At 66.8% G+C, this 25,660-nt stretch carries 26 protein-coding genes; 10 read left to right on the top strand and 16 right to left on the bottom strand.

Features of this window, described 5'->3' with window-relative positions; genetic code table 11:
• Positions 1-16: 16 nt before the first annotated feature.
• Complete coding sequence (locus EL249_RS03095) at positions 17-958, bottom strand: GntR family transcriptional regulator (protein ID WP_005674403.1); 942 nt, start codon at positions 956-958, stop codon at positions 17-19.
• A gap of 310 nt (positions 959-1,268) precedes the next feature.
• On the opposite strand from EL249_RS03095, the gene argS reads away from it, so the two are divergent.
• The 5 genes from argS (at position 1,269) to EL249_RS13715 (ending at position 6,791) form a co-directional block, all read left to right on the top strand.
• Positions 1,269-2,996 carry an arginine--tRNA ligase gene (argS, locus tag EL249_RS03100; RefSeq protein ID WP_005674401.1) on the top strand — a complete coding sequence of 576 codons (1,728 nt, stop codon included), beginning with the start codon at positions 1,269-1,271 and terminating at the stop codon, positions 2,994-2,996.
• A 22-nt stretch (positions 2,997-3,018) separates the two neighbouring features.
• Positions 3,019-3,792 (top strand): SPOR domain-containing protein, encoded by a 774-nt coding sequence (locus tag EL249_RS03105; RefSeq protein ID WP_005674400.1) that lies wholly within the window; start codon positions 3,019-3,021, stop codon positions 3,790-3,792.
• 245 nt (positions 3,793-4,037) lie between these two features.
• Positions 4,038-4,703 carry a thiol:disulfide interchange protein DsbA/DsbL gene (locus tag EL249_RS03110; protein WP_005674399.1) on the top strand — a complete coding sequence of 222 codons (666 nt, stop codon included), beginning with the start codon at positions 4,038-4,040 and terminating at the stop codon, positions 4,701-4,703.
• Between the two features lie 4 nt (positions 4,704-4,707).
• Complete coding sequence (locus EL249_RS03115) at positions 4,708-5,556, top strand: SDR family oxidoreductase (protein WP_005674398.1); 849 nt, start codon at positions 4,708-4,710, stop codon at positions 5,554-5,556.
• Positions 5,557-5,588: 32 nt separating this feature from the next.
• A complete protein-coding gene (locus EL249_RS13715) occupies positions 5,589-6,791 on the top strand; it encodes a septal ring lytic transglycosylase RlpA family protein (RefSeq protein ID WP_126348066.1) in 1,203 nt (400 codons plus the stop codon).
• Positions 6,792-6,812: 21 nt separating this feature from the next.
• Here EL249_RS13715 and rsmI read toward each other — a convergent pair whose 3' ends face one another.
• Positions 6,813-7,646, bottom strand: a complete 834-nt coding sequence (gene rsmI / locus EL249_RS03125; protein ID WP_005674396.1) for a 16S rRNA (cytidine(1402)-2'-O)-methyltransferase — start codon at positions 7,644-7,646, stop codon at positions 6,813-6,815.
• Positions 7,647-7,794: 148 nt separating this feature from the next.
• Here rsmI and EL249_RS03130 point away from each other — a divergent pair, with 148 nt between their 5' ends.
• The 3 genes from EL249_RS03130 (at position 7,795) to EL249_RS03140 (ending at position 10,076) form a co-directional block, all read left to right on the top strand.
• On the top strand, positions 7,795-8,820 hold the full coding sequence (locus EL249_RS03130; RefSeq protein ID WP_169311694.1) for a penicillin-binding protein activator: 1,026 nt from the start codon (positions 7,795-7,797) through the stop codon (positions 8,818-8,820).
• A 61-nt stretch (positions 8,821-8,881) separates the two neighbouring features.
• Entirely contained in the window at positions 8,882-9,247 is a 366-nt protein-coding gene (locus EL249_RS03135) for a YraN family protein (protein WP_005674394.1), read from the top strand.
• A 169-nt stretch (positions 9,248-9,416) separates the two neighbouring features.
• Positions 9,417-10,076, top strand: coding sequence for a BON domain-containing protein (locus EL249_RS03140; RefSeq protein WP_005674393.1), 660 nt, complete (start codon positions 9,417-9,419; stop codon positions 10,074-10,076).
• Between the two features lie 180 nt (positions 10,077-10,256).
• Here the strand turns inward: EL249_RS03140 and EL249_RS03145 are convergent, their stop codons facing one another.
• From EL249_RS03145 to EL249_RS03210, 14 genes are all read right to left on the bottom strand, one after another.
• Positions 10,257-11,825, bottom strand: a complete 1,569-nt coding sequence (locus EL249_RS03145; RefSeq protein ID WP_005674392.1) for a sensor histidine kinase — start codon at positions 11,823-11,825, stop codon at positions 10,257-10,259.
• On the bottom strand, positions 11,801-12,466 hold the full coding sequence (locus EL249_RS03150) for a response regulator transcription factor (RefSeq protein WP_005674391.1): 666 nt from the start codon (positions 12,464-12,466) through the stop codon (positions 11,801-11,803). The genes EL249_RS03145 and EL249_RS03150 overlap by 25 nt, the downstream gene beginning before the upstream one ends.
• A gap of 120 nt (positions 12,467-12,586) precedes the next feature.
• A complete protein-coding gene (locus EL249_RS03155) occupies positions 12,587-13,117 on the bottom strand; it encodes a PepSY domain-containing protein (protein ID WP_005674390.1) in 531 nt (176 codons plus the stop codon).
• 378 nt (positions 13,118-13,495) lie between these two features.
• A complete protein-coding gene (locus EL249_RS03160; protein ID WP_050781938.1) occupies positions 13,496-14,026 on the bottom strand; it encodes a PepSY domain-containing protein in 531 nt (176 codons plus the stop codon).
• 285 nt (positions 14,027-14,311) lie between these two features.
• Positions 14,312-15,487 (bottom strand): ATP-binding protein, encoded by a 1,176-nt coding sequence (locus tag EL249_RS03165; RefSeq protein ID WP_005674384.1) that lies wholly within the window; start codon positions 15,485-15,487, stop codon positions 14,312-14,314.
• 339 nt (positions 15,488-15,826) lie between these two features.
• Positions 15,827-16,990 (bottom strand): lipoyl synthase, encoded by a 1,164-nt coding sequence (gene lipA / locus EL249_RS03170; protein ID WP_005674383.1) that lies wholly within the window; start codon positions 16,988-16,990, stop codon positions 15,827-15,829.
• 7 nt (positions 16,991-16,997) lie between these two features.
• A complete protein-coding gene (gene lipB / locus EL249_RS03175; RefSeq protein WP_005674382.1) occupies positions 16,998-17,879 on the bottom strand; it encodes a lipoyl(octanoyl) transferase LipB in 882 nt (293 codons plus the stop codon).
• A gap of 64 nt (positions 17,880-17,943) precedes the next feature.
• Entirely contained in the window at positions 17,944-18,261 is a 318-nt protein-coding gene (locus tag EL249_RS03180) for a YbeD family protein (RefSeq protein ID WP_005674381.1), read from the bottom strand.
• Between the two features lie 264 nt (positions 18,262-18,525).
• Entirely contained in the window at positions 18,526-19,341 is an 816-nt protein-coding gene (locus EL249_RS03185; protein WP_232002056.1) for a D-amino acid aminotransferase, read from the bottom strand.
• 264 nt (positions 19,342-19,605) lie between these two features.
• A complete protein-coding gene (locus EL249_RS03190) occupies positions 19,606-20,823 on the bottom strand; it encodes a D-alanyl-D-alanine carboxypeptidase family protein (RefSeq protein ID WP_050781937.1) in 1,218 nt (405 codons plus the stop codon).
• Positions 20,824-21,020: 197 nt separating this feature from the next.
• Complete coding sequence (locus tag EL249_RS03195) at positions 21,021-21,635, bottom strand: hypothetical protein (RefSeq protein WP_005674378.1); 615 nt, start codon at positions 21,633-21,635, stop codon at positions 21,021-21,023.
• A 91-nt stretch (positions 21,636-21,726) separates the two neighbouring features.
• Positions 21,727-22,341 carry a hypothetical protein gene (locus tag EL249_RS03200; protein ID WP_005674377.1) on the bottom strand — a complete coding sequence of 205 codons (615 nt, stop codon included), beginning with the start codon at positions 22,339-22,341 and terminating at the stop codon, positions 21,727-21,729.
• Positions 22,334-22,981, bottom strand: a complete 648-nt coding sequence (locus EL249_RS03205; RefSeq protein ID WP_005674376.1) for an alpha/beta hydrolase — start codon at positions 22,979-22,981, stop codon at positions 22,334-22,336. Before EL249_RS03205 ends, EL249_RS03200 begins: the two co-directional genes overlap by 8 nt.
• A gap of 61 nt (positions 22,982-23,042) precedes the next feature.
• Positions 23,043-24,200 (bottom strand): VanZ family protein, encoded by a 1,158-nt coding sequence (locus tag EL249_RS03210; protein ID WP_005674375.1) that lies wholly within the window; start codon positions 24,198-24,200, stop codon positions 23,043-23,045.
• A 101-nt stretch (positions 24,201-24,301) separates the two neighbouring features.
• Here EL249_RS03210 and EL249_RS03215 point away from each other — a divergent pair, with 101 nt between their 5' ends.
• A complete protein-coding gene (locus EL249_RS03215) occupies positions 24,302-25,144 on the top strand; it encodes a biotin--[acetyl-CoA-carboxylase] ligase (RefSeq protein ID WP_005674374.1) in 843 nt (280 codons plus the stop codon).
• 85 nt (positions 25,145-25,229) lie between these two features.
• Complete coding sequence (locus tag EL249_RS03220) at positions 25,230-25,622, top strand: diacylglycerol kinase (protein WP_005674373.1); 393 nt, start codon at positions 25,230-25,232, stop codon at positions 25,620-25,622.
• Positions 25,623-25,660: the final 38 nt, after the last annotated feature.

Here is a 25,660-nt window from a genome sequence, read left to right on the forward strand (position 1 = left end):
CACTTTCAGCGCCCTGTCAGGCGTCCAGCGAGGCCACCTCGTTGCGGGTCTGCTGCACGGCGGGCTGGGCCGGGCGTGCCCCGGTTGCATATATACCGGAGTGGGTGCTTGCTTCCTGGTAGACCGGCGTCGATGCGTTGCCTTGTGGGTTCGCGTGTGCAGTGCCCGCGGGCTGGGAGGGGCTGGGCGCTTCCGCCGCGATGGTAGTGCTGGAAGTCGTGCCGGCTGACGAGGCCGGCATCGAGGCTGCCGCGTCCGCGCTCTGAGCAGCGGCTTCCTGCGCGGCGGCGGTTTCCTGCGCCTGCTGCTGCAGCATGCGCCAGGCACGCTGCTGGGCCATGGCCTGCAGGTAGACGATCTGCTCGGCGGCGTCGGCGTCTCCCCGGTGGATGGCCTTCATCAGCGTGCGGTATTCGGCCATGGACTGGCGCAGTCGGTTTTCGGGCAGCGGCATCAGGGTGCGCACCATCTGCAGGAAACGGCCCAGGTCGGTGATGGAGCGAGTGAGCCAGGGGTTGGCCGCCATGGCCTGCAGGCGCTCGTGGAAACCGTCCACAGCACGGTAGTAGTCGGCCAAGCGATTGCCGGTGACGGCGTTCTCCAGGCTGGCCAGCAGGGTGTCCAGCGCTGCGATGTCCTCGGGGGTCTGGCGGCGCACGGCCTCGGCCGCACAGCGGCTCTGCAGCAGGCCCAGCACGGGGAAGAGGCTTTCAGCCTCGCTGGCACTCAGTTCGATGACGAAGGCGCCCCGCCCCGGCACCAGGCGGACCAGTCCTTCATGAGCCAGCACCTTCAGGGCCTCGCGCAGCGGGGTGCGGGAGGTGCCCAGGCGGGCGGACAGCCCCAGTTCGTCGATGCGCTCACCGGGCGGCAGGCTGCGTTCGTAGATCATCTCGCGCAGTCGATCGGTGACTTCAACGTGCAGGGACGAGCGGGAGATCTTGTAGTTGGCGTCCATGGATAGGGGAGGCGGGCTGTCGAGGAAAAATGTAACGGCGGTATTGTAACGATCCGCGCATGCTGAATGCAGAACGCAGTGTCTGTCTTTGTATGCACCGGCAAATCCGTCAAGGATCCGAGACAGGGTGAGTGCTGCGCAGAGGCAGGCGCTGCCTGAGCGGCACGCCGGAACATGAGCCCGGCCCTCGCATCGACGCCGACGGAGCGCGACGCGAGTGGGCGTGGCCAGGCGCCGGCTGTCGGCCCGCCGCGTCAGGGGCAGCCCACAGCGGCCGCCCAAAATGGCGTGCAGGCTCTAGAATCCGGGGATGCTTCCAACACAATTGAATGAATTGCGCCAGCTTCTGGCGCACACGATGCAGGCCATCGGGGTCGAGGCTGAGCTGGCGGCGTCGGTGACGCCTTCGCTTGAGCGCCCCCGGCAGGCCGACCATGGGGATCTGGCCACCAACCTGGCCATGCAGCTGGCCCGTCCGCTGAAGAAGTCGCCGCGCGCGGTGGCCGAACAGCTGGTGGCCGCGTTGATGGAACAACCCGGTGCGACCGATCTCATCGCCCAGGCCGAGATTGCCGGCCCGGGCTTCATCAACTTCCGGCTCACGCCCGCCGCTCACCAGCGCGTGGTGCACGAGGTGCTGACCCAGGGTGAACAGTTCGGGCAGCAGCCGTCCAACGGCCAGCAGGTGATGCTGGAATTCGTCTCGGCCAATCCCACCGGCCCGCTGCACGTGGGCCATGGCCGCCAGGCGGCACTGGGCGACGTGCTGGGCAACCTTCTGGCCTCGCAAGGCTGGAAGGTTCACCGCGAGTTCTATTACAACGACGCCGGCGCGCAGATCCACAACCTGGCGCTGTCGGTGCAGGCACGTGGGCGCGGCATTTCGCCGGATGATCCGTCCTTCCCGGCCGATGGCTACCGCGGCGACTATATCGCCGAGATCGCCCGGGCCTTCGTGGCCCGCGAGACGGTTCAGGTGAATGGCCAGCCGCCCGAGACGGCCACAGGTGATCTGGATGACCTGGATGCAGTGCGCCGCTTTGCGGTGGCCTGCCTGCGTCGTGAACAGGACCTGGACCTGGCGGCCTTTGGCGTGTCGTTCGACCGTTACTACCTGGAGTCGTCGCTCTACACCGACGGCAAGGTGGAAGAGGCCGTGGCGCGACTGGTGGCCGGCGGCCACACCTTCGAGCAGGACGGCGCGCTGTGGCTGCGCACCACCGACTACGGTGACGACAAGGACCGCGTGATGCGCAAGTCCGAAGGCGGCTACACCTATTTCGTGCCGGACGTGGCCTATCACCTGGGCAAGTGGCAGCGGGGTTTCACCCAGGCCATCAACATCCAGGGTTCGGATCACCACGGCACGGTGGCGCGGGTTCGCGCCGGGCTGCAGGCGCTGGACATGGGCATCCCGAAGGGCTACCCGGACTACGTGCTGCACAAGATGGTGCGCGTCATGCGCAACGGCGAGGAGGTGAAGATCTCCAAGCGTGCGGGCAGCTACGTCACGCTGCGTGACCTGATCGAGTGGTCGGGCGGCGGGGACGAGACCCGGGGGCGCGACGCCGTGCGCTTCTTCCTGATTTCCCGCAAGGGCGACACCGAGTTCACCTTCGATGTGGACCTGGCGCTGTCGCGCTCGGACGAGAACCCCGTCTATTACGTCCAGTATGCCCATGCCCGGATCTGCTCGATCCTGGCGCAGGCGGCGGAGCGTGGTGGCCAGTCGGCCGGCGCGGAGGGACGCGGGGCGCACATCGACCGGCTGACGGCACCGACCGAATACGCGCTGATGGCACGCATGGCGGCTTTCCCGGCCATGCTGACCGAGGCTGCGCGTGAACTGGCGCCGCATCAGCTGGCCTATTATCTGAAGGATCTGGCTGCCGACTTCCATGCGTTCTACAACGCCGAACGCGTGCTGGTGGACGATGCCGAACTGCAGTCGGCGCGGATGGCGCTGCTGGAGGCCGTGCGGACGGTCCTGCGGCGCGGCATGGCGCTGATCGGCGTGTCGGCGCCGGAACGGCTGTGAACGGCCACGGCTGGGAGGTTTGATGCAGATCGACAATCCAATGATGCCGATGAACCGGGGTGATGCCCCGATGGCGCAGGCGACTGCCCGGCTGGCAGCCGCCCGGGTGAACACGGCATGGCCCGCAGACCTGGAGGATGCTCGCCAGGCAGGCGAGTCCCGGCCCGGTTTCGTGGCACGCACGCCGCTGGCACGCCAGCGGGGCGGCACGATGCTGGGCCTGCTGCTGGGTCTGCTGATCGGCACCGGTGCAGCCGCGGGCGTGGCCTGGTACATCTACCGCTCGCCACTGCCCTTCATCACGCCGGTCGTGCAGGAGGGCAACCCGTCGGGGCTGAAGCCGGCGCCCGAGGTGCCCAACCCGGTGCCCAGCGTCCAGCCCCAGGCCGGTCAGCTGCCTGACCCCAACCAGGGCGCTTCCCGCCAACAGGTGATGCCGCAGCCGGATCCGCGCACCAACCTGCAGTCGCAGGGGGTCTCCACAGTGGACGTGACCGGTGATGCAAGCGGACAGCCGACCGATGATCTGCCCACCATGCCGCCGCAACAGCCTGCCATGGTGGGGGGCGGCTACATGCTGCAGGCCGGTTCCTTCCGGCGCGTGGCCGATGCCGAGCGCCTGAAGGGCAACCTTGCGCTGCGCGGTCTGGAAGCGCGGGTGGAGCAGGGCAACGTGAATGGCCAGACGGTGTATCGGGTCCGGATCGGGCCGTATCCGTCGCTGCAGGACACCAACCAGGTGCGCGCCGATCTGGCCGACGAGGGTATCGAAGCGGCCGTGGTGCGCGGGCGCTGATCCCTGCGGGCTTCGTCCGGGAGGGGAGCCAACCCTGCCGTTGGTCGGTTGCGAACTGCCACTGATGGTTGGCGAGGTGTAACGGTCTGATGCAGGGTAAACCGGCTCGACGCCTCCTTCGTTGCTGCGGATGACCTTCGGCCCCCAGGCCGGACGCTCCTTCGCCGGGAACCTTTACGGTTCCCCCAGTTTTTCACGATGCCTGGAAAGGCTTTCCGGGTGTCGCCTCTTTCAGGATGGGTCTCATGAATCGCAAACAGTTCCTCTTGACGCTTTCCGCAGCTGGCCTGGCCCTGGCGCTGATGCCCGCTGGCGCCGCTCTGGCGCAGCAGTCGATCAGCAGCAAGGATTTCCAGGCGCTGTCGGGGCATGTGCCCACCGAGGCCGCGCCGGGCAAGATCGAGGTGGTGGAGTTCTTCTGGTATGGCTGCCCCCACTGCTATGCCTTCGATCCGACCATCTCGGCCTGGAGCAAGCGCAAGCCCGAGGACGTGGTCTTCCGCCGTGTGCACGTGCCCTTCTTCAGCCGTCCGCACCAGCAGATGTTCTATGCACTGCAGGCCATCGGCCGCGAGGACGATGACACCCGCAATGTGATCTTCGAGGCCATCCAGAAGCAGCGCAAGCCCATGCAGCAGCTGGACGAGATGAAGGAAGTGCTGGCCGCCGCCAAGGTGGATCCGAAGGCCTTCGAGAATGCCTACAACTCGTTCGGCGTGAAGACGCAGATCCAGCGCGCCAACAAGCTGGCCACCGCCTATGGCATCGACGGCGTGCCGACGCTGGGCATCAATGGCCGCTATACCACCAGCCCGTCGGTGGCGGGCAGCAACGAACGGGCCATCGTGGTGCTGGATGAGCTGATCCAGCGCGAACGCGGCCAGCAAGGCGCCGACGGCGCCGGCAAGTGAGTTGATGGCGGCCGGCCGCGACAGCGCCGCATCGTCCCCGGTGCGACGCATCGTCATCACGGGCGCATCCAGCGGCCTGGGGCGGACGCTGGCCACCGAGCTGGCCCTACGTTTTCCGGGCAGCACGATGCTGCTGCTGGCCCGTCGCGCCGACCGGCTGGCCGAACTGGCCGCTGACCTGCCGCAGGTGCAATGCGTCTGCGAAACGGTGGACATCACCGACCACGAGCGGCTTTCCGGCATCTGCCGGCGCTTCGTGACCGAGCACGGTGCGCCTGACATCGTGATTGCCAACGCGGGCATCAGTGTGGGCACACTCACCGACGAGCCGGAAGATCGGGCCGTCTTTGCCCGCATCCTGGCCGTGAACGTGCAGGGTGTCTTCGACAGCTTTGCCCCCTTCCTGGACGCCATGAAGGCGGCCCGCCGGGGCACGCTGGTGGGCATTGCCAGCGTGGCCGGCGTGCGGGGCCTGCCCGGATCGGGCGCCTACAGCGCCAGCAAGGCGGCCGTGGCCGTCTATCTGGAAAGCCTGCGGCTGGAAATGCGGCCGTTTGGCGTCTCGGTCGTCACCATCTCGCCGGGGTTCATCGATACCGACATGACCCGGATCAACCCCTATCACATGCCCTTCCTGATGCCGGCGCCACGCTTTGCGCAGGTGGCGGTGGATGCCATTCTGGCGCGCCGGCGCCGGATCGTGATTCCCTGGCAGATGGGATGGGTGGCCAGGCTGCTGCGCATCCTGCCGGCCTGGCTCTATGACCGCCTGTTTGCCAACAGTCTGCGCAAGCCGCGTCAGGGAGAGATTCCGCCGTCCGGTACGGGCGGAGCGGACAGCCCGCGCCATTGACGGACCGGAAGGTTCCGGGGAGTATCGAACGAGTGTCTACAGTGAAGAACCGGCCGGGCTGGTGGGTGTCCGTGAGTACGGCGGCCCTGCTGGGCTGCCTGTCCGCAGGCTGCGCCAGCGGCAACCCGTCGCGCGGGGGCGGCTACTACCTGGATGACGGCCCCGGCAAGCCGGACCCTGAGCGGGTGGCCCGCCTGATGCGCGAGCCCGATCCGGTGCCGAAGCACGAACCGCTGCTGGCCCGGGCCAATCGCCCCTATCGGGTGATGGGACAGGACTTTGCACCCATGACCGAACGCAAGCCCTACAAGAAACAGGGCGTGGCGTCCTGGTATGGGCAGCGCTTTCACGGCAAGCCCACGTCCACGGGCGAAACCTACGACATGTACCAGATGACGGCCGCTCACCCGACGCTGCCGCTGCCCAGCTACGCGCGCGTCACGCGGCTGGACAACGGCCGTTCGGTGGTGGTGCGCGTCAACGATCGGGGACCGTTCCTGCGTGGGCGGCTGATCGACCTGTCCTACCTGGCGGCCAGCAAGCTGGGCTATGTGGGCAAGGGGCACGCCGAGGTCGAGGTGGAACTGCTCAATCCCGCGGATGCCGGCAAAGGCCGCACGCTGACGGCCCAGCCTGGCGTCAGGGCGGTCCCCGTTCAGGCCCGCACGCTGCCGGCGGTCTCGCTGGCCCGCGCCGAACTGGACCTGCCGGGGGATGAAGGCGCCGCTGCGGACAAGGAGCTTGCGCCGGCGGAGCCACCCCGGGTGGATGAACGCGCCGGCGTGGCGGGTAGCAACAGCGGTGATCCAGGGCCTTCCGCCCTGACGGCGGACAACGGCAGCCAAGGGGGTGACGCCTTCCCGACAGCGGAAGCGATGGCTCCCGAGAGCCGGCGGGCTGCCCCTGGAGAGCAGGGCGCAGTCCCGGCCCCGAACCGGCCTTCGGCCAGGACGCAGACCGCCCCCTCGGCGCCAGTCCGAGCCCGTCGTGCCGCCGAAGGCGACAGCGGCTGGTTCCTGCAGCTGGGCGTGTTCCGTCAGCTGGACAATGCCCTGCGCGTGCAGCGCGAGCAGATGGCGCGCTCCACCCCGTCCGATCCGCCGGTGGAGCTGGTTCAGCGCGGCGACCAGTATCGTGTGCTGCTGGGGCCCTATGCCGACGAGGCCGATGCGCGCGCCGTGGCCGCCGACATCGGCCAGCGCACCGGACACAAGCCGGGGGTCTCGCGCCAATAGCAGGGCGATCGTTGTAAGTGCTTACTTGTCCCTGAGCGTGCTCTGATACAGCCTGTCTGCCTTGTCGCCACTGATACGGGCCGCCAGCTTGGCGGCCTGACGCGGCGGCATCGTCTCGCTCAGCACCTGCATGGCCTTCAGCCCCAGCACACTGGGCGCTGCGTCTGCGGCCTCGTCACTTTCCGGCTGGACCGGGGGGGCAAAGACCAGCAGTGCGAACTCGCCCCGGCAATGGTTGGCATCCGCCTGCAGCCACTCGGGCAGCGCAGCCAGCGGCATGCGCACGATCTGCTCGAAACGCTTGGTGAGTTCCCGTCCCACCACCACCTCGCGTTCGGCCTCCAGCGCCTGAAGCAGTTCCGCCGCCAGCGTCTCGATGCGATGTGGCGCCTCGAAGAGCATGAAGGCCTGCCCGCTGGCCGCCAGTGCCTGCAGCCGTTCCTGACGCAGGCGGGTACGGGTGGGCAGGAATCCCTCGAAGAAATAGCGCCCACCGGGCAGGCCGGCAGCGCTGAGCAGCGTGGTGGAGGCGCTGGCCCCGGGGACCGGCACGACGATGATGCCGGCAGCATGGGCTGCGGCCACCAGCAGGGCGCCGGGATCACTGATGCCGGGGGTGCCCGCATCGGTGATCAACGCCACCGATTCGCCGCCCCGGATGCGATCCAGCACGCGTTCGGCCTGGCTTTCCTCGTTGTGGGCGTGCAGCGCCAGGCAGCGCGCGTGGCCGATGCCCAGCGACTGCAGCAGCGGTCGGCTGCTGCGGGTGTCCTCGGCGGCAATCCATGCAGCAGCCCGCAGCGTCCGTGCGGCGCGCGAGCTGATATCTTCGAGGTTTCCGATGGGCGTGGCCACTACATATAATGCAGCGGCAAGCGCCGGAGAGGTTTCTGCTGGCGCAGGGACGATCCCTTCGGGATCGGGCCCGCCGGCAAACTGGCATGAGGGCATGATGCAGCGTCGAGATTGGATGAAAGGAACCCTGCTGACCGCAGGGGCGACCATGGGAGCAGTCGCCGGCTGGCCGGGGCTGGCCCGCGCCGCGTCGGTGGAGCGGATCGGTCTATTGTTACCCAAGTCCGGGCAGATCTATGGTCGTGCCGCGGCCGCGCTGAAAGCCGGCATCGAGACCGCCTTCCGCCGGCTGCCCAAGGGCTTTGCCATCGACATCTACGAGACCGACGAATCGGCCAAGCAGCTCACCGCCGCCTACCAGGGCATGCTGCGCCGGGGCACGTCGCTCGTCATCGGCCCGCTCACGCGCAACGGCACGGCTGCGCTGGCCAGTTTCGGCGAAGTGCCCATCACCACGCTGGCCCTGAACCAGTTCGAGGGCGACGGCAGTGTGCCCTGGAACGTGTTGGTCTTCTCCATCGGCGTCGAGCAGGAGGCCGTGCAGGTGGCCGACATGGCCTTCCAGGCCATGCGTCGCAAGGCCAGCAACCCGAAGGCTCCGCGCGCCATCATCATCACCGCGGCCAACCAGGTGGGACGCCGCGCCGCCTCGGTCTTCCATGGCCAGTGGCAGGCCCTGGGGGGCGAAGCCGACCTGCCCATCGAGCTGGAAGAAAGCGCGCTCTACAAGTTTCGCGAAGTCGCCAAGAAGGAACAGGGCGACCTCTATTTCCTTTCCATGGCCTCGCACCTGGCGCGCCCCGTCCGGATGATCACGGGCCGGAACCAGCCGGCCTTTGGCACCTCGCAGATCTCCATCGGCGGGCCGGACGCCAAGACGCCCATTGGCGAACTGGATGGCATTCGGCTGGTGGAAATGCCGGCCATCATCCAGCCGCAGAGCTATGGGGCCCAGGGCTTCGAGGCGCCGCCCGAAGACTTCAGCCTGGAGATGCAGCGCCTCTACGCGCTGGGCATCGACGCGCTGCGTATCGGGCGCGAGATGTTCTCCGGGGCCACCACGCTGGACCTGAACGGCCTGACGGGCAAGCTGCGCTACGACGGCAGCTACCCGGTCATTGAGCGCACGCTGCTGCCGGCCGAATATCGCAACGGGGTGCCTGTCGCCGTCTGAGCCCCAATTTTTAGGGGGTTTCCGGCGAAGCAGGCGCTCACCAACCGGATGATGGGCTGCGATGAACGACACACCGCGCCTGACACCGCGCCAGCGGATCGGCAACGAGGCCGAGCAGCAGGCCCGCGAGCATCTGCAGCAGGCCGGCCTGCGCCTTGTCGCGGCCAACGTCCGCTACAAGGTGGGCGAGATCGACCTGATCATGCGGGACGGCCAGACCGTGGTCTTCGTCGAGGTGCGTAGTCGCCGCTCCATGGCCTGGGGCGGCGCGGCCGCCAGCGTGGACTTCCGCAAGCAGCAGCGCATCCAGCGCGCCGCCCAGTGCTGGCTGCAATCACGCTTTGCCGGCCGTGGCTGGCCCGAGTGCCGCTTCGATGTCGTGGCCATCGAGGGCGGGCAGCTGACGTGGATCCGTCAGGCGTTCTGAGCGTCTGAAGGCGCTTGCCGCATCACAGCCCCCCTGAAAAGTCCATGGAGCCGCCGTTACCGTCAGCAGTTTGTAACGTTTCGATGCGTGGGCCACAACAGCAGCCGACGAACGGGCGAAATCCGGCCGGGCTTTCTATAATCGGACCAACGCTATCAGGAGAGTTCGGATGAGCCAGCCCAGCGCCTTCGCGCGTCGTATCGTATCGTCTGCCGTGCTTGCAGCCACCCTGGGGCTGAGCGGCTGCTTTGGACTGGCCGTCACCGGCGCCGCCATCGGTACGGTGGCCGTGCTGGATCGTCGTTCCATCGGTGCCCAGACCGAGGACGAGACCATCGAGCTGCGCGGCGCCCGCGTGCTCAACGAGAGCGTCAACAAGGATCCGATGGCGTCGGTGTCCATCACCAGCTTCAACCGGCGCGCGCTGCTGACCGGTCAGGTGCCCACTGAAGAGATGCGTGCCCAGGCCGAAGAGATCGTCCGCACCCGGGTGCCCAACATCAAGGACATCTACAACGAGGTCGAGATCAAGCCGGTTGAAGACTTCGCCGCCAGCGCCCGGGATTCTTCCCTGACAGCGCGGGTGAAGGCCGGTCTGGTGCGTGAGCGCAACGTCACCGCCAGCGCCATCAAGGTGGTGACCGAGCGCAACGTCGTCTACCTGATGGGTGTGGTCACGCACGAGGAAGGCCAGCGTGCCGCCATCGTGGCTTCGCAGGTCTCGGGCGTCAGCAAGGTCGTCACGCTGTTCGAGTACGTCACCGATGCCGAGCTGTCGCGCATCCTGGGGACTGACCGGCCCGAGAATCAGAAAGGCCAGGGCAAGTAAGCAGGCCCCGAAACGAGTGATCGGGTGACGCGGGCGGCTAACTCCCGCGCCCCGGGGTGTACCGCCCGCGCCCCGGGTTTACCGCTCGAACCATCACGTTGCCGAGACGACCCGTCCGTCCGGACGGTCATTTGCCGGGAGCATGCGCCAGGCCATGTTCCGATCCGGAACGTTGCCCCTTCACGCCGCCGGCAGCGTCACCTCCGCCCGCAGACCGTGGGCCTGGCCCACGGCATCATCCAGTCGCAACCGCCCCTTCAGGTTGCCCACCAGCGTGTCCACGATGGACAGCCCCAGTCCCGAGCCGCTCTCACCCGTGCCCAGCACCCGGTAGAACGGATCGACGACCCGCGCACGCTCCGCGGCCGGAATGCCGGGGCCATTGTCCTGCACGGCCATCACCACCTCAGCACCGCGCCGATCCACCCACAGATCGATCTGGCCGCCCACTGGTGTGTAGCGGATGGCGTTGTCCGCCAGGTTGCGCAGCAGCGTGTACAGCGCCATCTCGTCGGCGCTAACCCGAATCCGTTCGTCCGCCTCGGCATCGTGGGTGACGCCGGGGGCCGCGCTGATGCCCAGATTGAGCCCCTTCTGATCCGCCAGCGGCAGCAGGTCCTCCAGCACGCGGCGCATCACTGGCAGGACGGCCACGGCAGCAGGGACGGAAGCCGCTGTGGCAGCAGCCTGCCCCTGACCCCAACGCGCATTCTGTGCCCGCGCCAGCAGCAGAAGTTGCTCCAGCAGGTGCCGACTGCGCCGGATGCCGGCCTGCAGCGTCTCCAGACGCTCGGTCGCCTCGGGGGACATCGGGGCTGCATGCAGCCGTTCGGCCTGCAGCGACAGGGCGGCCAGCGGAGAGCGCAGCTCGTGCGCCGCGTCAGCGACGAAGCGACGCTGGCTTTCCATGGCGGCACCCGTGCGGCCTAGCAGTCCGTTGATGGCGTTCACGAAGGGCCGAAGCTCGGTGGGCAGATCGGTCTTCGGCAGCGGCTGCAGGTCGTTTTCCTGACGGGCATTGACTGTACGGGACAGCTCCGCCAGCGGCCGCAGCATCAGTCGGATCAGCATCAGCATCACCGCCAGCAGCACGGGCACCAGCAACAGCAGGGGCAGCGTGGCGTAGAGTGCGCTCTGGCGGGCAATCTGATCACGGATGCGGGTTTCCTGCGAAACGGCGATGCGGCTGCCATCGCGCAGGCGATGCACATAGACCCGGTAATCCAGATTCTGGTTCCGGAAGGCATGAAAGCCGTTCTTCAGCGTGGCCGGCAGCGGCAGGCAGCGGGCCTCGTCATCATCGTCATCTTCATCCTTGTCACGCGAGCCGGATGAACGTTTTGCATCCGATGTACGTGTCGCATCCGATGGTCTGACAGATGTTGCTGCTCCATCATTTGCCCGCGAATCTTTCGTGGCCGTATCAGTGACGGAAGATTGCTTCCTGTCTTTCCTGTCCTGTCCGTCCTTCGACAGGGCGGGCAGGCGCTGGATGATTAGTCCTTCCTCGTCGTCATCAGTCTGCAGACAGCCCTGCACCGGCAGTGATGCGGTGACCTGACCGGATTCCGGCCCCAGCAGTTCGGCCGCCTGCTCCAGAATCTCGTCCTGAAACTCATGCACCTCGTGCAGCGTGGCCCGAAACGACAGGATGCCTGCCACGGTGGCCATGGCGGCCACGGCCAGCGAGATGGCGCGTGCCAGACGGAACTGCAGCGACTGGCTCAGGCCTGCTTGCTCACCATCCATCCGGCGCCCCGTATGTTCCTGATGGCTTCGCTGCCCAGCTTCTTGCGCAGGCTGTGAATGAGGTATTCGATGGCGTTGCTTTCCACCTCCTGGCCCCAGCCGTAGATGCGGTCTTCGAGGTCGGCACGCGAGAGGATGGCGCCGGGGCGCTGCATGAGGGCGTGCAGCAGGGCAAATTCGCGGTTGGACAGACGCACGGTGGGCTGGCCCTGCCGGCTGGCCTCGTGGGTGGCGGGGTCCAGCGTGAGCAGGGCGCTGCTGAGAATGGGGTTGGCCTGGCCGCCCTGGCGACGCAGCACGGCCCGCATGCGGGCCAGCAGTTCGCTGATCTCGAAGGGCTTGAGGATGTAGTCGTCGGCGCCGGCGTCCAGTCCGGCGATGCGGTCGTCCAGGGCATCGCGGGCGGTGACGATGAGCACCGGCAGGGTCGTGGGCTGGCTGCGGATGCTGCGCAGTACCTCCAGGCCGTCACGTCCGGGCAGGCCGAGGTCCAGCAGGACGAGATCGTAGTGCTGCGTGCGCAGGGCCGTGAGGGCGCTGTTGCCGTCCTTCACCCAGTCGGCCGCCCAGGAGGCATCGTTCAGGGCGCCGTGGACGGCGTTGCCGATCATGGGGTCATCTTCGACGAGCAGGACGCGCATGGTGCAGGGAGGCTTCGGGGTCGGGGCGGGGAGTACGTACTGGGTCAGCTGCGGCAGGCAGGGCGGCCTGCGGTTGCACCATGGCTGTGCCGGTCGGGGCTGGCCGATGTCCGGAGCGGCTCAGTAGTCGGCCCGGTCGGCATGGTCCTCCAGAACCTGGCCGCTCTGGGCGTCGATCGTGAGTTCGCGCAGTTCGCCGGTGGGCAGCAGGGTTTCGATGACATAACGGGGTGTGCCACGGGCACCGTCGAAGTCTGCATTCAGTGCCTTGCTGCCCGGGTGCTGCTGCTGGGCGGTGACGATGGCCTGTTTCAGGGTGATCTGCAGGGACGGGGCCTGTGTGATGCGGGGGCCCTGGGCCTTGTCGCGGATGACCTCGCCCGTGATGGGGTCGATGCGTACCTTGAAGACATGGTTGCTGGTGGTGACGACCCGTACGTCGTAGTCCATGGTGTCATCCTTGTGGCCGTCGAGGTCGGCATCGAGGGCGATGCTGCCCGGGTGAACCTTGAGTGCGGTGTCGATGGCCTGTTCGATGTTGACCTTGACGTGCTTCGACGCCGCGATGTCGCGGATGTCGGCGGCAAGGGCGCTGCCGGCACCAGCCAGCAGGGCTGCAGCGACCAGCGCGTGCAGGGCGTTACGGTTCATGAAACTCCCCTTGGGAAAATCCTGAAACAGATCCGGCCGGCACGTGCCATGGACAGATCCATGACATGTGTCGGGAACGGCAAAAAGTTCAAGATTACCCCAGCGGCGTATGTGGGGTACGTCAGATCCGTAACGATGTAGCGAGCTGGTGAATGGGCGCGACAGACCCGGCCGGAGGCCATTCCTGCCTGCGTGGCGTATTGCCAGCACACGGCTGGTGGCTGGCGCGAGGATGAATGATTCCCTGCAGGTGCAAGGGGGAGCCTGCAGACACGCGGACAGGGCACAACATGCCGTTGATTCACCACGGGTGCAAGGGGCCCCTTCCCGTGAAGGGGCGCAGCGCCAGCGACCGTGGGTTTGCCGGGCTGCCCGGGATCAGTCGTCCAGGTAGTTGGCCACGACCTTGCCGTTCTGGCCGTCGATGCGGACCTTGTAGATCTGGCTGTTGGCGGTGACCACGTCGAACTCGTAGTCGGCCGTGCCGTCCTTGCGGCCTTCCAGCTCGGCCTGGAGCACCTTGCCGCCCTGATGCTGCTGCAGGGCGGTTTCCAGCGCCTGTTCGAGGCTGACGCTGGGGGCGGGCACCGGTTTGTTGCGCTGGCCATGGGGGCGGTCGGCGGTGACGTTGCCGGTCTGTGGGTCGACGATGACCTTGAAGACCTGGTTGTCGGTGGTGACGAGCTTGATCTCGTAGTCGGCGCTGCCGTTTTTGTGGGTATCGAAGTCGGCGTCGATGACACGGGCACCGGCGTGTTTCTGCTGGGCCGCGGTGATGGCCTGCTGCAGGGTCACTTTGGCCTGGCCGAGGGCAGCGATGTCCTGCGTATCGGAGGCAAAAACGGGCGCGGCAGTGCCGATGGCGATGGCGGAGGCGGCCAGCAGGGCGGTGAGGGTGCGTTTGTTCATGGTCGTTTCCTTGCGTCTGTGTTTTGGGTCCATGGGGTTCGGTGCAGGGGCAACCGGGTGGTTGTGGGGCGATTCCCCGAAGATTGTGGCCCGGTGTGCTGCATCGGTGCGGCAGCGTTGTTGCTGTCGACGGGATGCATTCTGCGCGGGCAGACTTAGTGGCAGGTTAGGAAACGGCGGGCTAGCAGAATTGTTGTGAACGATTGAAAAACGGGGTGATCAGACGGTAGGCGTGCATCGCACAGGCTGACGGCCGCCTGAGCCTGTCACGCTCATGAGCGAGCTTCACACCTGTTCGGGGTAGCTGCGCATCAGGTACTCGTTGAACAGCGGCACCGTGAAGTCGATGTCGCCGTGGGAAGGGCTGTAGATCATGCCTTTGTTGATGATCTTCGAACGTCGTGGACCAAGGCTTTGCAGGGATTCACCAAGTTTTTCTGCTACGTCGGCCGACCGGTACGGGCCTTTGCCCAGTCTTGCCATGGCAATGACATACTCGCGTTCCTTTGGCGTCAGCCGGTCGAACCTCACCTTGAAGAAACCATTGTCAAGCTGTTCGATGGCCAGCTTTGCAGCCGCATGACTGTCGGCAAGCTCGATGCGGTTTCCGCTGGCGATCTTCCAGCATTGATGGCCCCATTCCTGCAGAAAGTAGGGGTAGCCGTGAGTTTGTCCGAAGATGTCTTCAAGCGCTTCGTCACTGATACTGGCTCTTTCGGACAGCACAGGTTGCCGGATGGCTGCAATTGCGTCCTCTTTGCGCAAAGGGCCTACTGGCGGGTAAGCGAACAATCGCTCGGCGTAGGACTTGGCGTTTCCGGACAGTGCGGCTACCTGTGGCAGGCCGGCGCCAAAGAACAGAATCGGCAGGTTGGCCTGATTGACTCTGTGCAGCGCGACGATCAGCGCGCTCAGATCCTTGGCCGTCAGATACTGCACCTCATCGATGAACAGCGTCCACGCCTTGCCGGCCTCTTTCGCCGCCTCGCCAACCTGTACGAACAGGTCGGCAAGGTCCAGTTCCAGATCACCACTGTCCGCAACGCCTGGCTCAGGCTCGACCGAGATCGATGTGTCTCCATAGCTGATCCTGAAGGCAGCTGCAAAGGAACGTAGTGCCTGAAGTGCCGAATGAACCCGGGCCCGGGCTTCTTCTCTCGTCGACAGCCGGCGCAGCACCTTGTGCAGCTGCGGGGTCAACAGTTCTCCAAGTGGCTTGCTTTCCGGTGCTTCGATGTAGGATGTCAGGTGCCCGGATTCTTCGGCCAGTTCCCGGATTCGGTTCAGCAATACTGTCTTGCCCACGCCCCGCAATCCCAACAGCATCTGCGACCGGGTGGGGCGCCGGTCCAGGGTACGCTGAAGCGCCACGCTTGCATCATGGATGATGTGCTGCCGTCCGGCCAGTTCCGGTGGCTGGCTGCCGGCACCGGGGGCAAACGGGTTTCTGATGGGGTCCATGGTTGATGATCTGGAACGGGGGACTATACTAGAATATAGCGGACTATACCGAAGTATAAGGCAGTATACTTATGTATAACTCAATCGAGTTATACTTGATTATACATTACTATGCTTTGGTATAGACGTCGCAATTTTTGCCTGGTAGCCTGCCTGATCGACAATGATGCAGGTGAGACTGGGGCGCCCCCGCGTTCACAGGCTTTTGCAGGGGCTCCCGTCATGTCCTGCCCAGCCAGTCCGTCCGGTCGCCACGGCCGGCCGTCATTCGGGAACCCCCTGATCGGCGGATGGTCGTTCATCCTGGCGCCAACCCGAAAGCCCGGGGGAGCCAGCCCATCAGACTGGTGTGCAGTCCAATTTATCGCTGGATTTCACACTGTTGCGCACGGCCTCCTCGGCCTGCATGTCGGCGTGGTAGGAACTGCGCACCATGGCGCCCACGGCGGCGTGCTGGAAGCCCATCTCGTAGGCCTTTTCCTCGAACATCTTGAAGGTCTCGGGCGTGACGTAGCGCTCCACCGGCAGGTGGTGCCGGGTGGGAGCCAGGTACTGGCCGATGGTGAGACGGTCGATGTCATGCGCGCGCATGTCGCGCATCACCTGCAGGATTTCCTCATCGGTCTCGCCCAGGCCCACCATCAGGCCGGACTTGCTGGGTACGTCGGGCTTGCGGGCCTTGAAGTCCTTCAGGAGCTTCAGCGAGTGCTCGTAATTGGCGCCCGGACGGGCCTGCTTGTACAGGCGCGGCACCGTTTCCAGGTTGTGGTTCATCACGTCCGGCGGCGTGGCTTCCAGGATGTCCAGCGCCTTGTCCAGACGGCCGCGGAAATCGGGCACCAGCACCTCGATCTGGGTGCTGGGCGAGTGCTCGCGGATCATCCGGATGCAGTCGGCGTAGTGGCCGGCGCCGCCATCGCGCAGGTCGTCGCGGTCGACGGAGGTGATGACAACGTACTTGAGGCGCAGCGCCTTCACGCTCATCGCCAGGTTGTAGGGCTCCTCGGTGTCCAGCGGGTCGGGGCGGCCATGGCCCACGTCACAGAACGGACAGCGGCGGGTGCACTTGTCGCCCATGATCATGAACGATGCGGTGCCCTTGCCGAAGCATTCGCCGATGTTCGGGCAGGAGGCCTCCTCGCAGACCGTGTGCAGCTTGTGGTCGCGCAGGATCTCCTTCATCTCGTAGAAGCGGCTGCCCAGCTTGGGGGCCGGCTTGCGGATCCAGTCCGGCTTGCGCAGCATGTCCTTGATCGGAATGATCTTGATGGGAATGCGCGAGGTCTTGGCTTCGCCCTTCTGCTTCTGGCGCGGGTCGATGGCCGGGGTGGCGGCGCCCTGGTTGGCCGCGGCGCGCGCGGTGATGCCGGAGGCCGAGGCCGCCGTGCCCTGGGGGGCGCCATCCCGGGTCGTGACGGGAGGCTGCGACGCGGTGTCGGTCTGCGAGGGCGCGGCAGGGGCCGGGGCGGAACGGGCGGTCAGTGAGCTGTCGACGAGATCCATGGGCGAATTATCCTTCAATGGCGGCGGCCAGTGCCTTGCCCAGGGCAAGCGCCAGCGCATCGAGATCGAGGTCCTGGGAAAGGGCGGCCTGCCGATGGATATCGGTCATCTGCAGGTTGCGGAATCCGCAGGGGTTGATTCTATGGAAAGGTGAAAGGTCCATCTGCCCGTTCAGCGCCAGCCCGTGATAGGAAAAGCCGTGGCTGGTCTTCAGGCCGATGGAGGCGATCTTGGCCACGCCAGCGGCCGGCCGGGCATGGCGCGCGTGGACGTGGTGCGGTCCGGACACGGGGGGCGTGACGGTACCGGCGGGCCATTGTGCCGCGCCATCGGCTGGCTGTACAGGGCCGTTCTGTCCGGGCAGGACGTAGATGCCGGGCGCCCCTTCCTGCCGGAAGGCGGTGATGCCGTACTGGCTCAGGCAATCGATCAGCGCATCCTCGATGCGTTCGACCAGGGTGCGGATGCCCAGTCGGCGGGCCCGCAGGTCCAGCATCAGGTAGGCCATGATCTGGCCGGGGCCGTGATAGGTGATCTGACCGCCTCGCTCCGTGGGCACCACCGGGATGTCGCCGGCATTGAGCAGGTGCTCGGGCTGGCTGTTCATGCCCAGCGTGAAGACGGGCGGATGCTGCATCAGCCAGATCTCGTCGCCGGCCGTGGCGGCCTCGGCCAGGTCCGGCCAGTCGCGCCGCAGGGATGCCTCTCCGGTACCGGGCACGATGGCGGGTGTGGCAGCAGGCGGGGCTCCGCCCGCCAGGGCCGCCTTGCGCGCTGCCTGCCGTGCCGCCGTCCATTCCCGCATGCGCGTCAGGGCGTCCGTGTAGGGCACGGTGCCCAGCAGGCGCAGGCGGATGGAAGGGAGGGCATGGGAGCGGGCGTCCGTCATCGGGGCGGTGGCAATGGGAAGGTCAGGCTACGGGATGGCGGGCGAGGACGTCGCCCGAGGGGGGTCAGATCAGGTACGAGACCTGCGGCAGGGCCGACAGTTCGCGGTACAGGTCGTCCAGCTGCTGGCGCGAATGGGCGGTGAAGGTGGCCGTGAGCGACAGGTAGTTGCCGCCCTTGGAATGGCGCACGTCCAGGGTCTTGGGGTCGAAGTCGGCAATGTGCCGGCCCAGGACGTCGGCGATGGTCTCCGTGAAGCCGGGTTCGTTCTTGCCCATGACCTTCAGCGGAAACTCCATGGGGAACTGCAGCGGGTCGACGGCAGACGGCTCGGCCGGGACGGCTTCGTTGGTCAGGTGCTCGGGGTGCTTGGGATCGGTCATCTCGGGGGGGGCAATGAATGGGGAAAGGGAGAGTTTGCCACCTTCGGCATGCACCCGGGCGGATGTGAAGGGCTGGTCAGGGGCTTGATGAGCCAACCCGAACCGCAGGCCCAGTCGGATGTGCGGTCCGGCGCATGGCTGGCACATGGTCAGACGCAGTGCCGGGTGGCCTGCTCAGGTGCAAGATCAGGCAGAGCCGGTCAGTCAGCCCGGCGCGGGACGCCTCGGGGCGATGGACGCAGGAACGTCCCGCGTGCACCGGTCTCAGCGCTGTGCCTTGGCTTCCTGATAAGCGGCAAACAGCTTGTGGAAGATGGGGCCGGGAACGCCTTTTCCAACCGGCTGGCCGTCCAGACGGGTGATGGGCTTCACTTCCTTGGTGGCGGCCGTCAGCAGCAGCTCGTCGGCGTTGCGCACCTCGTCCTGGCTGATGCGGCGGGCCTCGAAGGGGATGCCGCTGCGCCTGGCCAGTTCTTCCATCAGCTCGTAGCGGATGCCTTCGAGAATGAGGTTGTCGTGCGGCGGGGCCAGCAGTTTGCCGTCCTTCACGACCCAGATGTTGGAAGACGCCCCTTCGGTGAGGTAGCCGTCACGGAACAGTACCGCCTCGATGGCCCCGGCTTCCACGGCCGTCTGGCGCGCCAGGATGTTGCCCAGCAGCGAGATGGACTTGATGTCGCAGTGCAGCCAGCGCTCGTCCGGCACGCTGATGACCGACAGGCCTTCGCCGATGGATTCGAGCGTGGGCGGCGTGAACGGGTTCGTCATGGCGAACACCGTGGGAGTGGCGTTTTCCGGGAAGGCGTGGTCACGCTTGGCCACGCCCCGGGTGATGTGCATGTAGACGACCTGATTGGGCCACTGTGGGTGGCGGCGGACCAGCTCGTCGATCAGCTGCGTCCAGCCGGCATCGTCCAGGGGGTTGGTGATGCGGATCTTGGCCAGGCTGCGCTTGAGGCGCTTGAGGTGGTGGGCCAGCCGGAAGGGATGGCCCTCATAGACCGGCACCACTTCGTAGATGCCATCCCCGAAGATGAATCCGCGGTCCAGGACCGGGACGCGGGCTTCGGAAAGCGGCATGTAGCTGCCGTTCAGGTAGACGATCTGTGTCGAGAAATCGGATGCTTCAGCCAAGGTGGGCTCCTGTCGTCGGGCGCGCGTCATGAACGGTCTGGCCCGCCCGAAAGGCATCCCGGGCGTCGGGGGTGTCATGGTCCGGAAGGCAGGGGCAGTGGTGCGGACACGGTGATCCGTCACCGGCGGCTCATGCCATGGCCCGGGCTTCCAGACCTTCGGGCTGGTCGGCAGGGCGGGCGCGCGTCGTCGTCCCGGCCTGCGTCGTCATCATTTGATCCAGAGTCGGATGGTATCCCACGTGCTCTTGAACCACCCGGCGCTCTCCACCGTTTCCAGCGCCACCAGCGGACGCTCGGCAATCACGGTGTCGCCCAGACGGATGCGCAGGGTGCCGATGCGCTGACCGGCGTGGATGGGGGCCACCAGGGGCTCGGTGCGCTCGATCTCGCCCTTGATGTTGGCGATCTGCGAACGGGGGGCGGTGATCAGCACGTCGTCGGCGAAGCCGGCCGCCACGGTGGCCTGCTGGCCCTTCCAGACCGGCGGGTGCTGGCCGACGGGCTGGTTCTTCCGGTAGAGCTGCAGGGCCTCGAAGTTCTGGAAGCCGTAGTTGAGCAGCTTCTGGGATTCGGTGGCACGGGTGGCGTCGGTCGTGGCGCCCATCAGCACCGACAGGATGCGGCGCGAGAAGGGGCTGCCATTCGGGTCGGCAGCGTTGCGCTGCTCCCGATGGGCCGAGGCCACCAGGCAGTAGCCGGCTGCGTCGGTGTGGCCGGTCTTCATGCCGTCCACGGAGGGATCGATGTACAGCAGCCGGTTGCGGTTGGGCTGGCGCACGCCGTTGAAGGTGTATTCCTTTTCGGAGTACATCCGGTAGTAGTCCGGAAACTCCTTGATGATGCGCGTGGCCAGCAGCGCCATGTCGCGCGCGGTGGAATAGTGCTCAGGGGCGGGCAGGCCGGAGGCGTTCACGAAGTGCGAGTTCTTCATGCCGATGCGGCGTGCCTCGGCGTTCATCTGCTGGGCAAAGGCCTCCTCGCTGCCGGAGACGGCTTCGGCCAGGATGATGGCGGCGTCATTGCCGGACTGGATGATCAGCCCGTGCAGCAGCTCTTCCACCGTGGCGGGCTTGCGCGGATCGACGAACATCCGCGAGCCGATGGCCTTGTAGGCCGCCTGCGAGACGGGCGGGCGGGTGTCCATGTTCAGCGTGCCGTCGCGCAGCGCCTCGAACACCACATAGGCCGTCATCAGCTTGGTGAGCGAAGCCGGTTCCACCCGCTCGTCCGGTGCCTGGCTGTAGAGCACCGTGTTGGTACTCACATCGAAGAGGAACCACGAGCGGCCGCCGATGTCGGGCGGTGGCAGCGACTGGGCCATGGCCACCGGGGCTGCCAGACCCAGCGAGGTGGCCAGCATCAGCGCGGACAGGCGCTGGCGCAGCAGTCGGGGCAGGGAAGCGGACACGGAATGAGACGCGGACATGTCGACGGAAACCCCCATGAATCAGGGCATTTATTGCAAGGAACCGCGCGGATTATGCCACCCGAGCGGGTGGCTTCCCCCGATGCAGGACAGCCCAGGAACAAAAGCGTCCCGGATCGGCCCGCAAGTGTGGCCAGAACGGCACTGCGGGACACATGTTCACAGTTGGACGGCGCGGTGAACGGGGGAAGGGGGCTTCAGAGCGGCCCGTGGCGGCGCACCCGGGTGGCGATGCGATGGGCAGCGGCCGGGTTCTTGCGCTGGCCCACCAGGTTGATGAGTTCGCGCAGCACGTGGCGCAGCACATGCAGGTTCACGCAGTCCTGCACGCGGGCTTCCAGCACCGAGGCATCGGGGCCCAGCTCGGCCTCGAAGGCGCCGGAGAGGGCGCGCTTGATGGCCTGCAGCTTCAGTTCGGACTGCGGATCGGTGGGAGCGGCATCGTGACGGGCAATGCCGGTCAGCGCGATCATGTCGCGCGAGATGAGTTCCTTCAGTGCCTCGGGCAGGTCGGCCGGGCGGACGATGGCGGGCATCTCGCCCAGCGAGCGCCGGCCGTCCAGCAGCCCCAGCAGGCGGCGCGCCGGCGTGGACATGATGCGGCGCGGATTGTTGACCGTCTGCATGCCGGTCTCGGTCAGCGAGAACACCATGCGCGGATTGGGCTGGTCGCGCCCGTCACCCAGCGCCAGATGGATGGCCCGCAGCCGCGCCGACGGGATGCGCGAAGCCGTCCAGGAGCGGGGGGGCTCCCAGCTGTCGGGGTCTGTGTGGCGGACCGGGTCGAGTCTGGCGATCTTGGGCGCGGGCATCGTCACCTTTCGGGCCGGGCGGATGAAACCCCAATGATAACGTGCCCGCCCCGGCGAAGGTTCGCCGGGTGTGCTTGCCAGGCCGCAGATTTCAGGCGGCGTGGGCGACCTGGTCGGCCGGGGTGGAGGTGGCCAGCAGGTCGGCGAAGGCGGGCGTCAGGCGCTGCAGCTCGGCTTCGGACTGGCAGGACTCGATGCGGTCGATCATCAGCGTGCTGAGGCGGCCGATCTGCTGCAGGAACAGGATTCGGGCCTGGGCGCGCTGGCGGGCCAGGCGCACGGCGGCCTCGCGGGCCGGGTCCGGCTGGCTGGCCAGGGTCAGCGTGGGCTCGTTGGCGGCCGCAGACGGCGTCGGCTGGGCCGGTGCCGGGCGCACCATGTTCTCGCGGCGCACCAGCTTGCGGCGCTCCAGCTCGATCAGGGCCTCGGGCAGCCACGGTTCGTCGATGATGCGGCGCAGCTCGTCGATGGTCTGCGGCTCCTCGAAGAGCATCAGCAGCCGCGTGGCCTGCGGCGACAGCATGACCGACGGCTGCTTGAGCTGGGCACTGCCGATGGCCGTGCGCGCAAAGCACAGGACCGGGCGGCTGGCCACGGCAGGTGCGGCGGTCGAGGCCGGTGCAGGGGCTCCGGCAACCTTGGCGGCGGTGGAGGATGGGGCTGCGCCGGCGGTGGCCGGACGCTCGATCAGCGTGGTGTCAGACATGTGTTCCTGCCAGGTGTCGCAGAATCAGCGTTTTCAGTTGGGGCAGGCGGCCATGGAAGAAGTGGCCCACCCCGGGAACGACGACCACGGGAAGCTGCTGCGGGCGCGCCCAGTCGAGCACGCTCGCCAGCGGCACCACGTCGTCCTCCTCGCCGTGCACGACCAGCGTGTCGGCGGGCACCTCGGCCACGTCGAAGCGCGAGACGGCAGGCCCGACGAACACCATCGGTCGGTGCTCGACCGGGTATCCGTCCAGCCGCTGCATCAGCCGGGACTGCACGAAGGTGCCGAAGGAGAAACCGCCCAGCACCAGCGGCACCGGACGCGGCAGGCTGGCCGCGCTCTCGTGCGCCAGTGCAAACTTCAGCACGGCTTCCAGGTCGTCGGTTTCTCCCTGACCGGCATCGAATTCCCCCGCACTGCCGCCCACGCCCCGGAAGTTCGGCCGCCAGCAGATGGCACCTTGCTGCAACAGCGCCCGTGCAATCGTCTGGGCCACCTTGTTGTTCATGGTGCCCCCCTGCAGCGGGTGCGGGTGCGCGATCAGTGCCAGCATGCGCGGCTCGGCCGGGCAATCGAGCGAGCACTCGATGGCACCGACGGGACCGGGAATGGACAGGATGCGAGTGGATGGATTCATGGCAAGTCAGGGTCGGAAAGCAGTCGGTTCAGGACCGCCCCCGTGAAGACCATTGTCGGATTCAGCGTCCGGCAGGGTCCCCATCGACCGCTGACCGGAGCCGTCCGGCCGATGAGTTGGGGGCTTCTATGGTAAAAAAATACAGGGCGGCCAGTGGCCACCAGCAGGCGATGGTACGCAGCAGACCCCGGAAGCCCGGAGTGGCCAGCCGCATGTAGGTGGTCATCGTTTTCTTCAGCAGTGGCTGAAGCGCCGGCTCGGGCGGGATCAGCCAGGCCAGCGCCACGGTCAGCGGGATGAGGCCCAGCGCCACCCGGCGCTGCGCGCTCTCGCTCCATCGGGCCACCGGGTGGCACAGCACCAGCGCCAGTGCCAGGCCGGCGGCCAGGATCGGCAGATCGGTCTGCAGCCGGTCGGTGCGTACATAGATGTGCAGGGCGCCTCCCAGCCGAAGGGCCACGGCCGTCGCCAGCAACAGCAGCCACAGGGCCAGCTGGTTCCTGGGGGTCTCCACGCAGCGCATCACCAGCAGGGCTGGCAGCAGGGCGGTGGCCGCCGTCAGCAGCACGCTGGCCGGGGTGACGGCCCAGGCGGGGAGGGCGCCCACCAGCGGCAGGGGTGGCAGCAGATCCTGGCCCGGCCACGGAGAGAGGGGGCCCACCGACATCAGCAACTGCTGGGGAACGATCTGGCCGGCGACCCACAGAATGAGCAGTACCGCGGCAAAGCGGCGGTGTCGGTGCTCACTTTCATGGCCCAGGGCCAGGCGACTGATCCTGGCGCGCATGCGCTGCAGGCGGGGGGAATACGTCAGCGCCACCACCAGGGCGGCCCCCAGCAAGGCACCCAGACCGTTCGTGATCAGGTCCAGCAGCGAGGGGACACGGCGCGGCAGGTAGGACTGGATGGACTCCATGCTGAACGACAGCAGGCAGCCGCCCACCGATGCCACCAGCACCGCGCCCCACAGACCCAGCCGCTGCTGGAACTGGCGCACCGTCAGATAGCCAAAGCCGGCGTAGGCTCCCACGTTGACGATCATGTCGCCCCAGGAATAGAAGCGGGGCAACCCCATGGAGAGCCAGGCCCAGGGGCTGGGGCGGCGCAGCGCCCAGTCGGCAAACGGATACAGGGACAGGTACAGAATGGCGGCAAAGGCCATCAGCCACAGGACCGGATGGGCCGAAGTGCGCGGGGCAGAGGAGGGGTCGGAGGCCATGACTGGCGTTATAACATGGATGCTGCGCTGCGACGGCGGGGGCGCTCGCCCCCGGCGCCGACCGTCTGGTCCGTCACAACATCGATTTCCGGCCCTTTACCATGAACCCCGTCCCGCTTCCCGAGCATTCCCTGCGTCCTGAAGATTACGTGCCCGGCCGCTTCGAGGGCCGCCTGTGGGTGGAGTGGCGCGACTGTCTGGATTCCACCAACCTGGAGCTGATGCGTCGCCCATCGCTGCCTGAAAGTGAGCACCCGCTGTCGCCGGTATGGCTGATGGCTGGTGAACAGACGGCCGGCCGGGGGCGGCGCGGCAAGGCCTGGAAGGCGCAGCCGGGTCATGCACTGACCGCCTCGCTGGGCTGCGAGCTGCCCCCCGATCGTCTGGCCGACGTGGGCGCCGTGCCGCTGGTAGCAGGCATCGTCATTGCCGAATACCTGGCCACGCTGGGTGTGGACGTGATGGTGAAATGGCCCAATGACCTGTGCCGGGTGCTGCCGGGGCCGCGTCGCACGTTGGCCAAGGTGGGCGGCATCCTGTGCGAAATGCGCACGCGCAGTCAGGGCAGTCGCCTCGTCATCGGCTGTGGTCTCAACCTGCAGGCCCTGCCGGAGGGGCTGGTGACGGATCAGCCGGTGGCAGCGCTGTTCGACACGCTGTCCGGGCCGCAGTCGCTGGCACTGGCGCTGGGGGTTGGACAAGTGTTGCTGGCGGGCGTCGAACAGCTGCTGGCCGAGGGCTTCGGTGTATTCTCTGCCCGCTGGCAGCATGTCGATGTATTGGCGGGGCGGCCGGTGCGCGTGCATCACACCCAAGGCCCACGTGACGCCACCGCCCTGGGTATCGATGCCCAGGGGGCGCTACAGGTCTGCTATGACGATGCCCCGGGGCATCTGGCGGTGGTGACGGCCGAGCAGGTCAGCATCCGGCCACGGGCTGACTGAGACGCAGGCGCTGGTTCGTGGCCGCCCGAATCGCCGTCGTGGCCCGTGCCCGTTGGCGAAGAAGACGACAGACACTTCCCATCTCATGCACCACGAATCCTACGCATCCAGCAAGAAAGGCAAGACCGGCATCAGGCGCATCATCAATGCCTGTGGCTACTCCATGGACGGCCTTGCCGCTGCCTACCGCCATGAAAGCGCGTTTCGCCAGTTGTGCTGGCTCAACCTGGGGCTGATCATCCTGGCGTTCAGCCTCAATTTCGAGCTGTCCGTTCGGGTGCTGCTGATCATCGCATCCTTCGTCTCGCTGATCGTCGAGCTGTTCAACACCTCCATCGAGGCCGCCGTCGATCACACCTCCACCGCAGAACACGAGCTGGCCAAGCGCGCCAAGGATGCCGGTTCTGCCGCCCAGCTTGCCGCACTGGTCATGCTCACGGCTGTATGGGTGTCGGCGCTGTGGCATGTCTACCTCTAACGGTCCAGGTACGCGACAGTCCGGAACCGAGGGGTGAG

Origin of the sequence: Lautropia mirabilis, assembly GCF_900637555.1 — a bacterium.
Lineage (GTDB): Bacteria > Pseudomonadota > Gammaproteobacteria > Burkholderiales > Burkholderiaceae_E > Lautropia > Lautropia mirabilis.

Coding starts and splice junctions, on each gene's coding strand:
- EL249_RS03210 (WP_005674375.1), bottom strand. CDS start 24,200: ATGGCCTCCGACCCCTCCTCTGCCCCGCGCACTTCGGCCCATCCGGTC.
- EL249_RS03215 (WP_005674374.1), top strand. CDS start 24,302: ATGAACCCCGTCCCGCTTCCCGAGCATTCCCTGCGTCCTGAAGATTAC.
- EL249_RS03160 (WP_050781938.1), bottom strand. CDS start 14,026: ATGAACAAACGCACCCTCACCGCCCTGCTGGCCGCCTCCGCCATCGCC.
- EL249_RS03110 (WP_005674399.1), top strand. CDS start 4,038: ATGAATCGCAAACAGTTCCTCTTGACGCTTTCCGCAGCTGGCCTGGCC.
- EL249_RS03150 (WP_005674391.1), bottom strand. CDS start 12,466: ATGCGCGTCCTGCTCGTCGAAGATGACCCCATGATCGGCAACGCCGTC.
- EL249_RS03185 (WP_232002056.1), bottom strand. CDS start 19,341: ATGCCGCTTTCCGAAGCCCGCGTCCCGGTCCTGGACCGCGGATTCATC.
- EL249_RS03195 (WP_005674378.1), bottom strand. CDS start 21,635: ATGCCCGCGCCCAAGATCGCCAGACTCGACCCGGTCCGCCACACAGAC.
- EL249_RS03220 (WP_005674373.1), top strand. CDS start 25,230: ATGCACCACGAATCCTACGCATCCAGCAAGAAAGGCAAGACCGGCATC.
- argS (WP_005674401.1), top strand. CDS start 1,269: ATGCTTCCAACACAATTGAATGAATTGCGCCAGCTTCTGGCGCACACG.
- EL249_RS03190 (WP_050781937.1), bottom strand. CDS start 20,823: ATGTCCGCGTCTCATTCCGTGTCCGCTTCCCTGCCCCGACTGCTGCGC.
- EL249_RS03095 (WP_005674403.1), bottom strand. CDS start 958: ATGGACGCCAACTACAAGATCTCCCGCTCGTCCCTGCACGTTGAAGTC.
- EL249_RS03180 (WP_005674381.1), bottom strand. CDS start 18,261: ATGACCGATCCCAAGCACCCCGAGCACCTGACCAACGAAGCCGTCCCG.
- EL249_RS03135 (WP_005674394.1), top strand. CDS start 8,882: ATGAACGACACACCGCGCCTGACACCGCGCCAGCGGATCGGCAACGAG.
- EL249_RS03140 (WP_005674393.1), top strand. CDS start 9,417: ATGAGCCAGCCCAGCGCCTTCGCGCGTCGTATCGTATCGTCTGCCGTG.
- EL249_RS03205 (WP_005674376.1), bottom strand. CDS start 22,981: ATGAATCCATCCACTCGCATCCTGTCCATTCCCGGTCCCGTCGGTGCC.
- lipA (WP_005674383.1), bottom strand. CDS start 16,990: ATGGATCTCGTCGACAGCTCACTGACCGCCCGTTCCGCCCCGGCCCCT.
- EL249_RS03155 (WP_005674390.1), bottom strand. CDS start 13,117: ATGAACCGTAACGCCCTGCACGCGCTGGTCGCTGCAGCCCTGCTGGCT.
- EL249_RS03145 (WP_005674392.1), bottom strand. CDS start 11,825: ATGGATGGTGAGCAAGCAGGCCTGAGCCAGTCGCTGCAGTTCCGTCTG.
- EL249_RS03105 (WP_005674400.1), top strand. CDS start 3,019: ATGCAGATCGACAATCCAATGATGCCGATGAACCGGGGTGATGCCCCG.
- EL249_RS03165 (WP_005674384.1), bottom strand. CDS start 15,487: ATGGACCCCATCAGAAACCCGTTTGCCCCCGGTGCCGGCAGCCAGCCA.
- EL249_RS03200 (WP_005674377.1), bottom strand. CDS start 22,341: ATGTCTGACACCACGCTGATCGAGCGTCCGGCCACCGCCGGCGCAGCC.
- EL249_RS03130 (WP_169311694.1), top strand. CDS start 7,795: ATGGGAGCAGTCGCCGGCTGGCCGGGGCTGGCCCGCGCCGCGTCGGTG.
- EL249_RS03115 (WP_005674398.1), top strand. CDS start 4,708: ATGGCGGCCGGCCGCGACAGCGCCGCATCGTCCCCGGTGCGACGCATC.
- lipB (WP_005674382.1), bottom strand. CDS start 17,879: ATGACGGACGCCCGCTCCCATGCCCTCCCTTCCATCCGCCTGCGCCTG.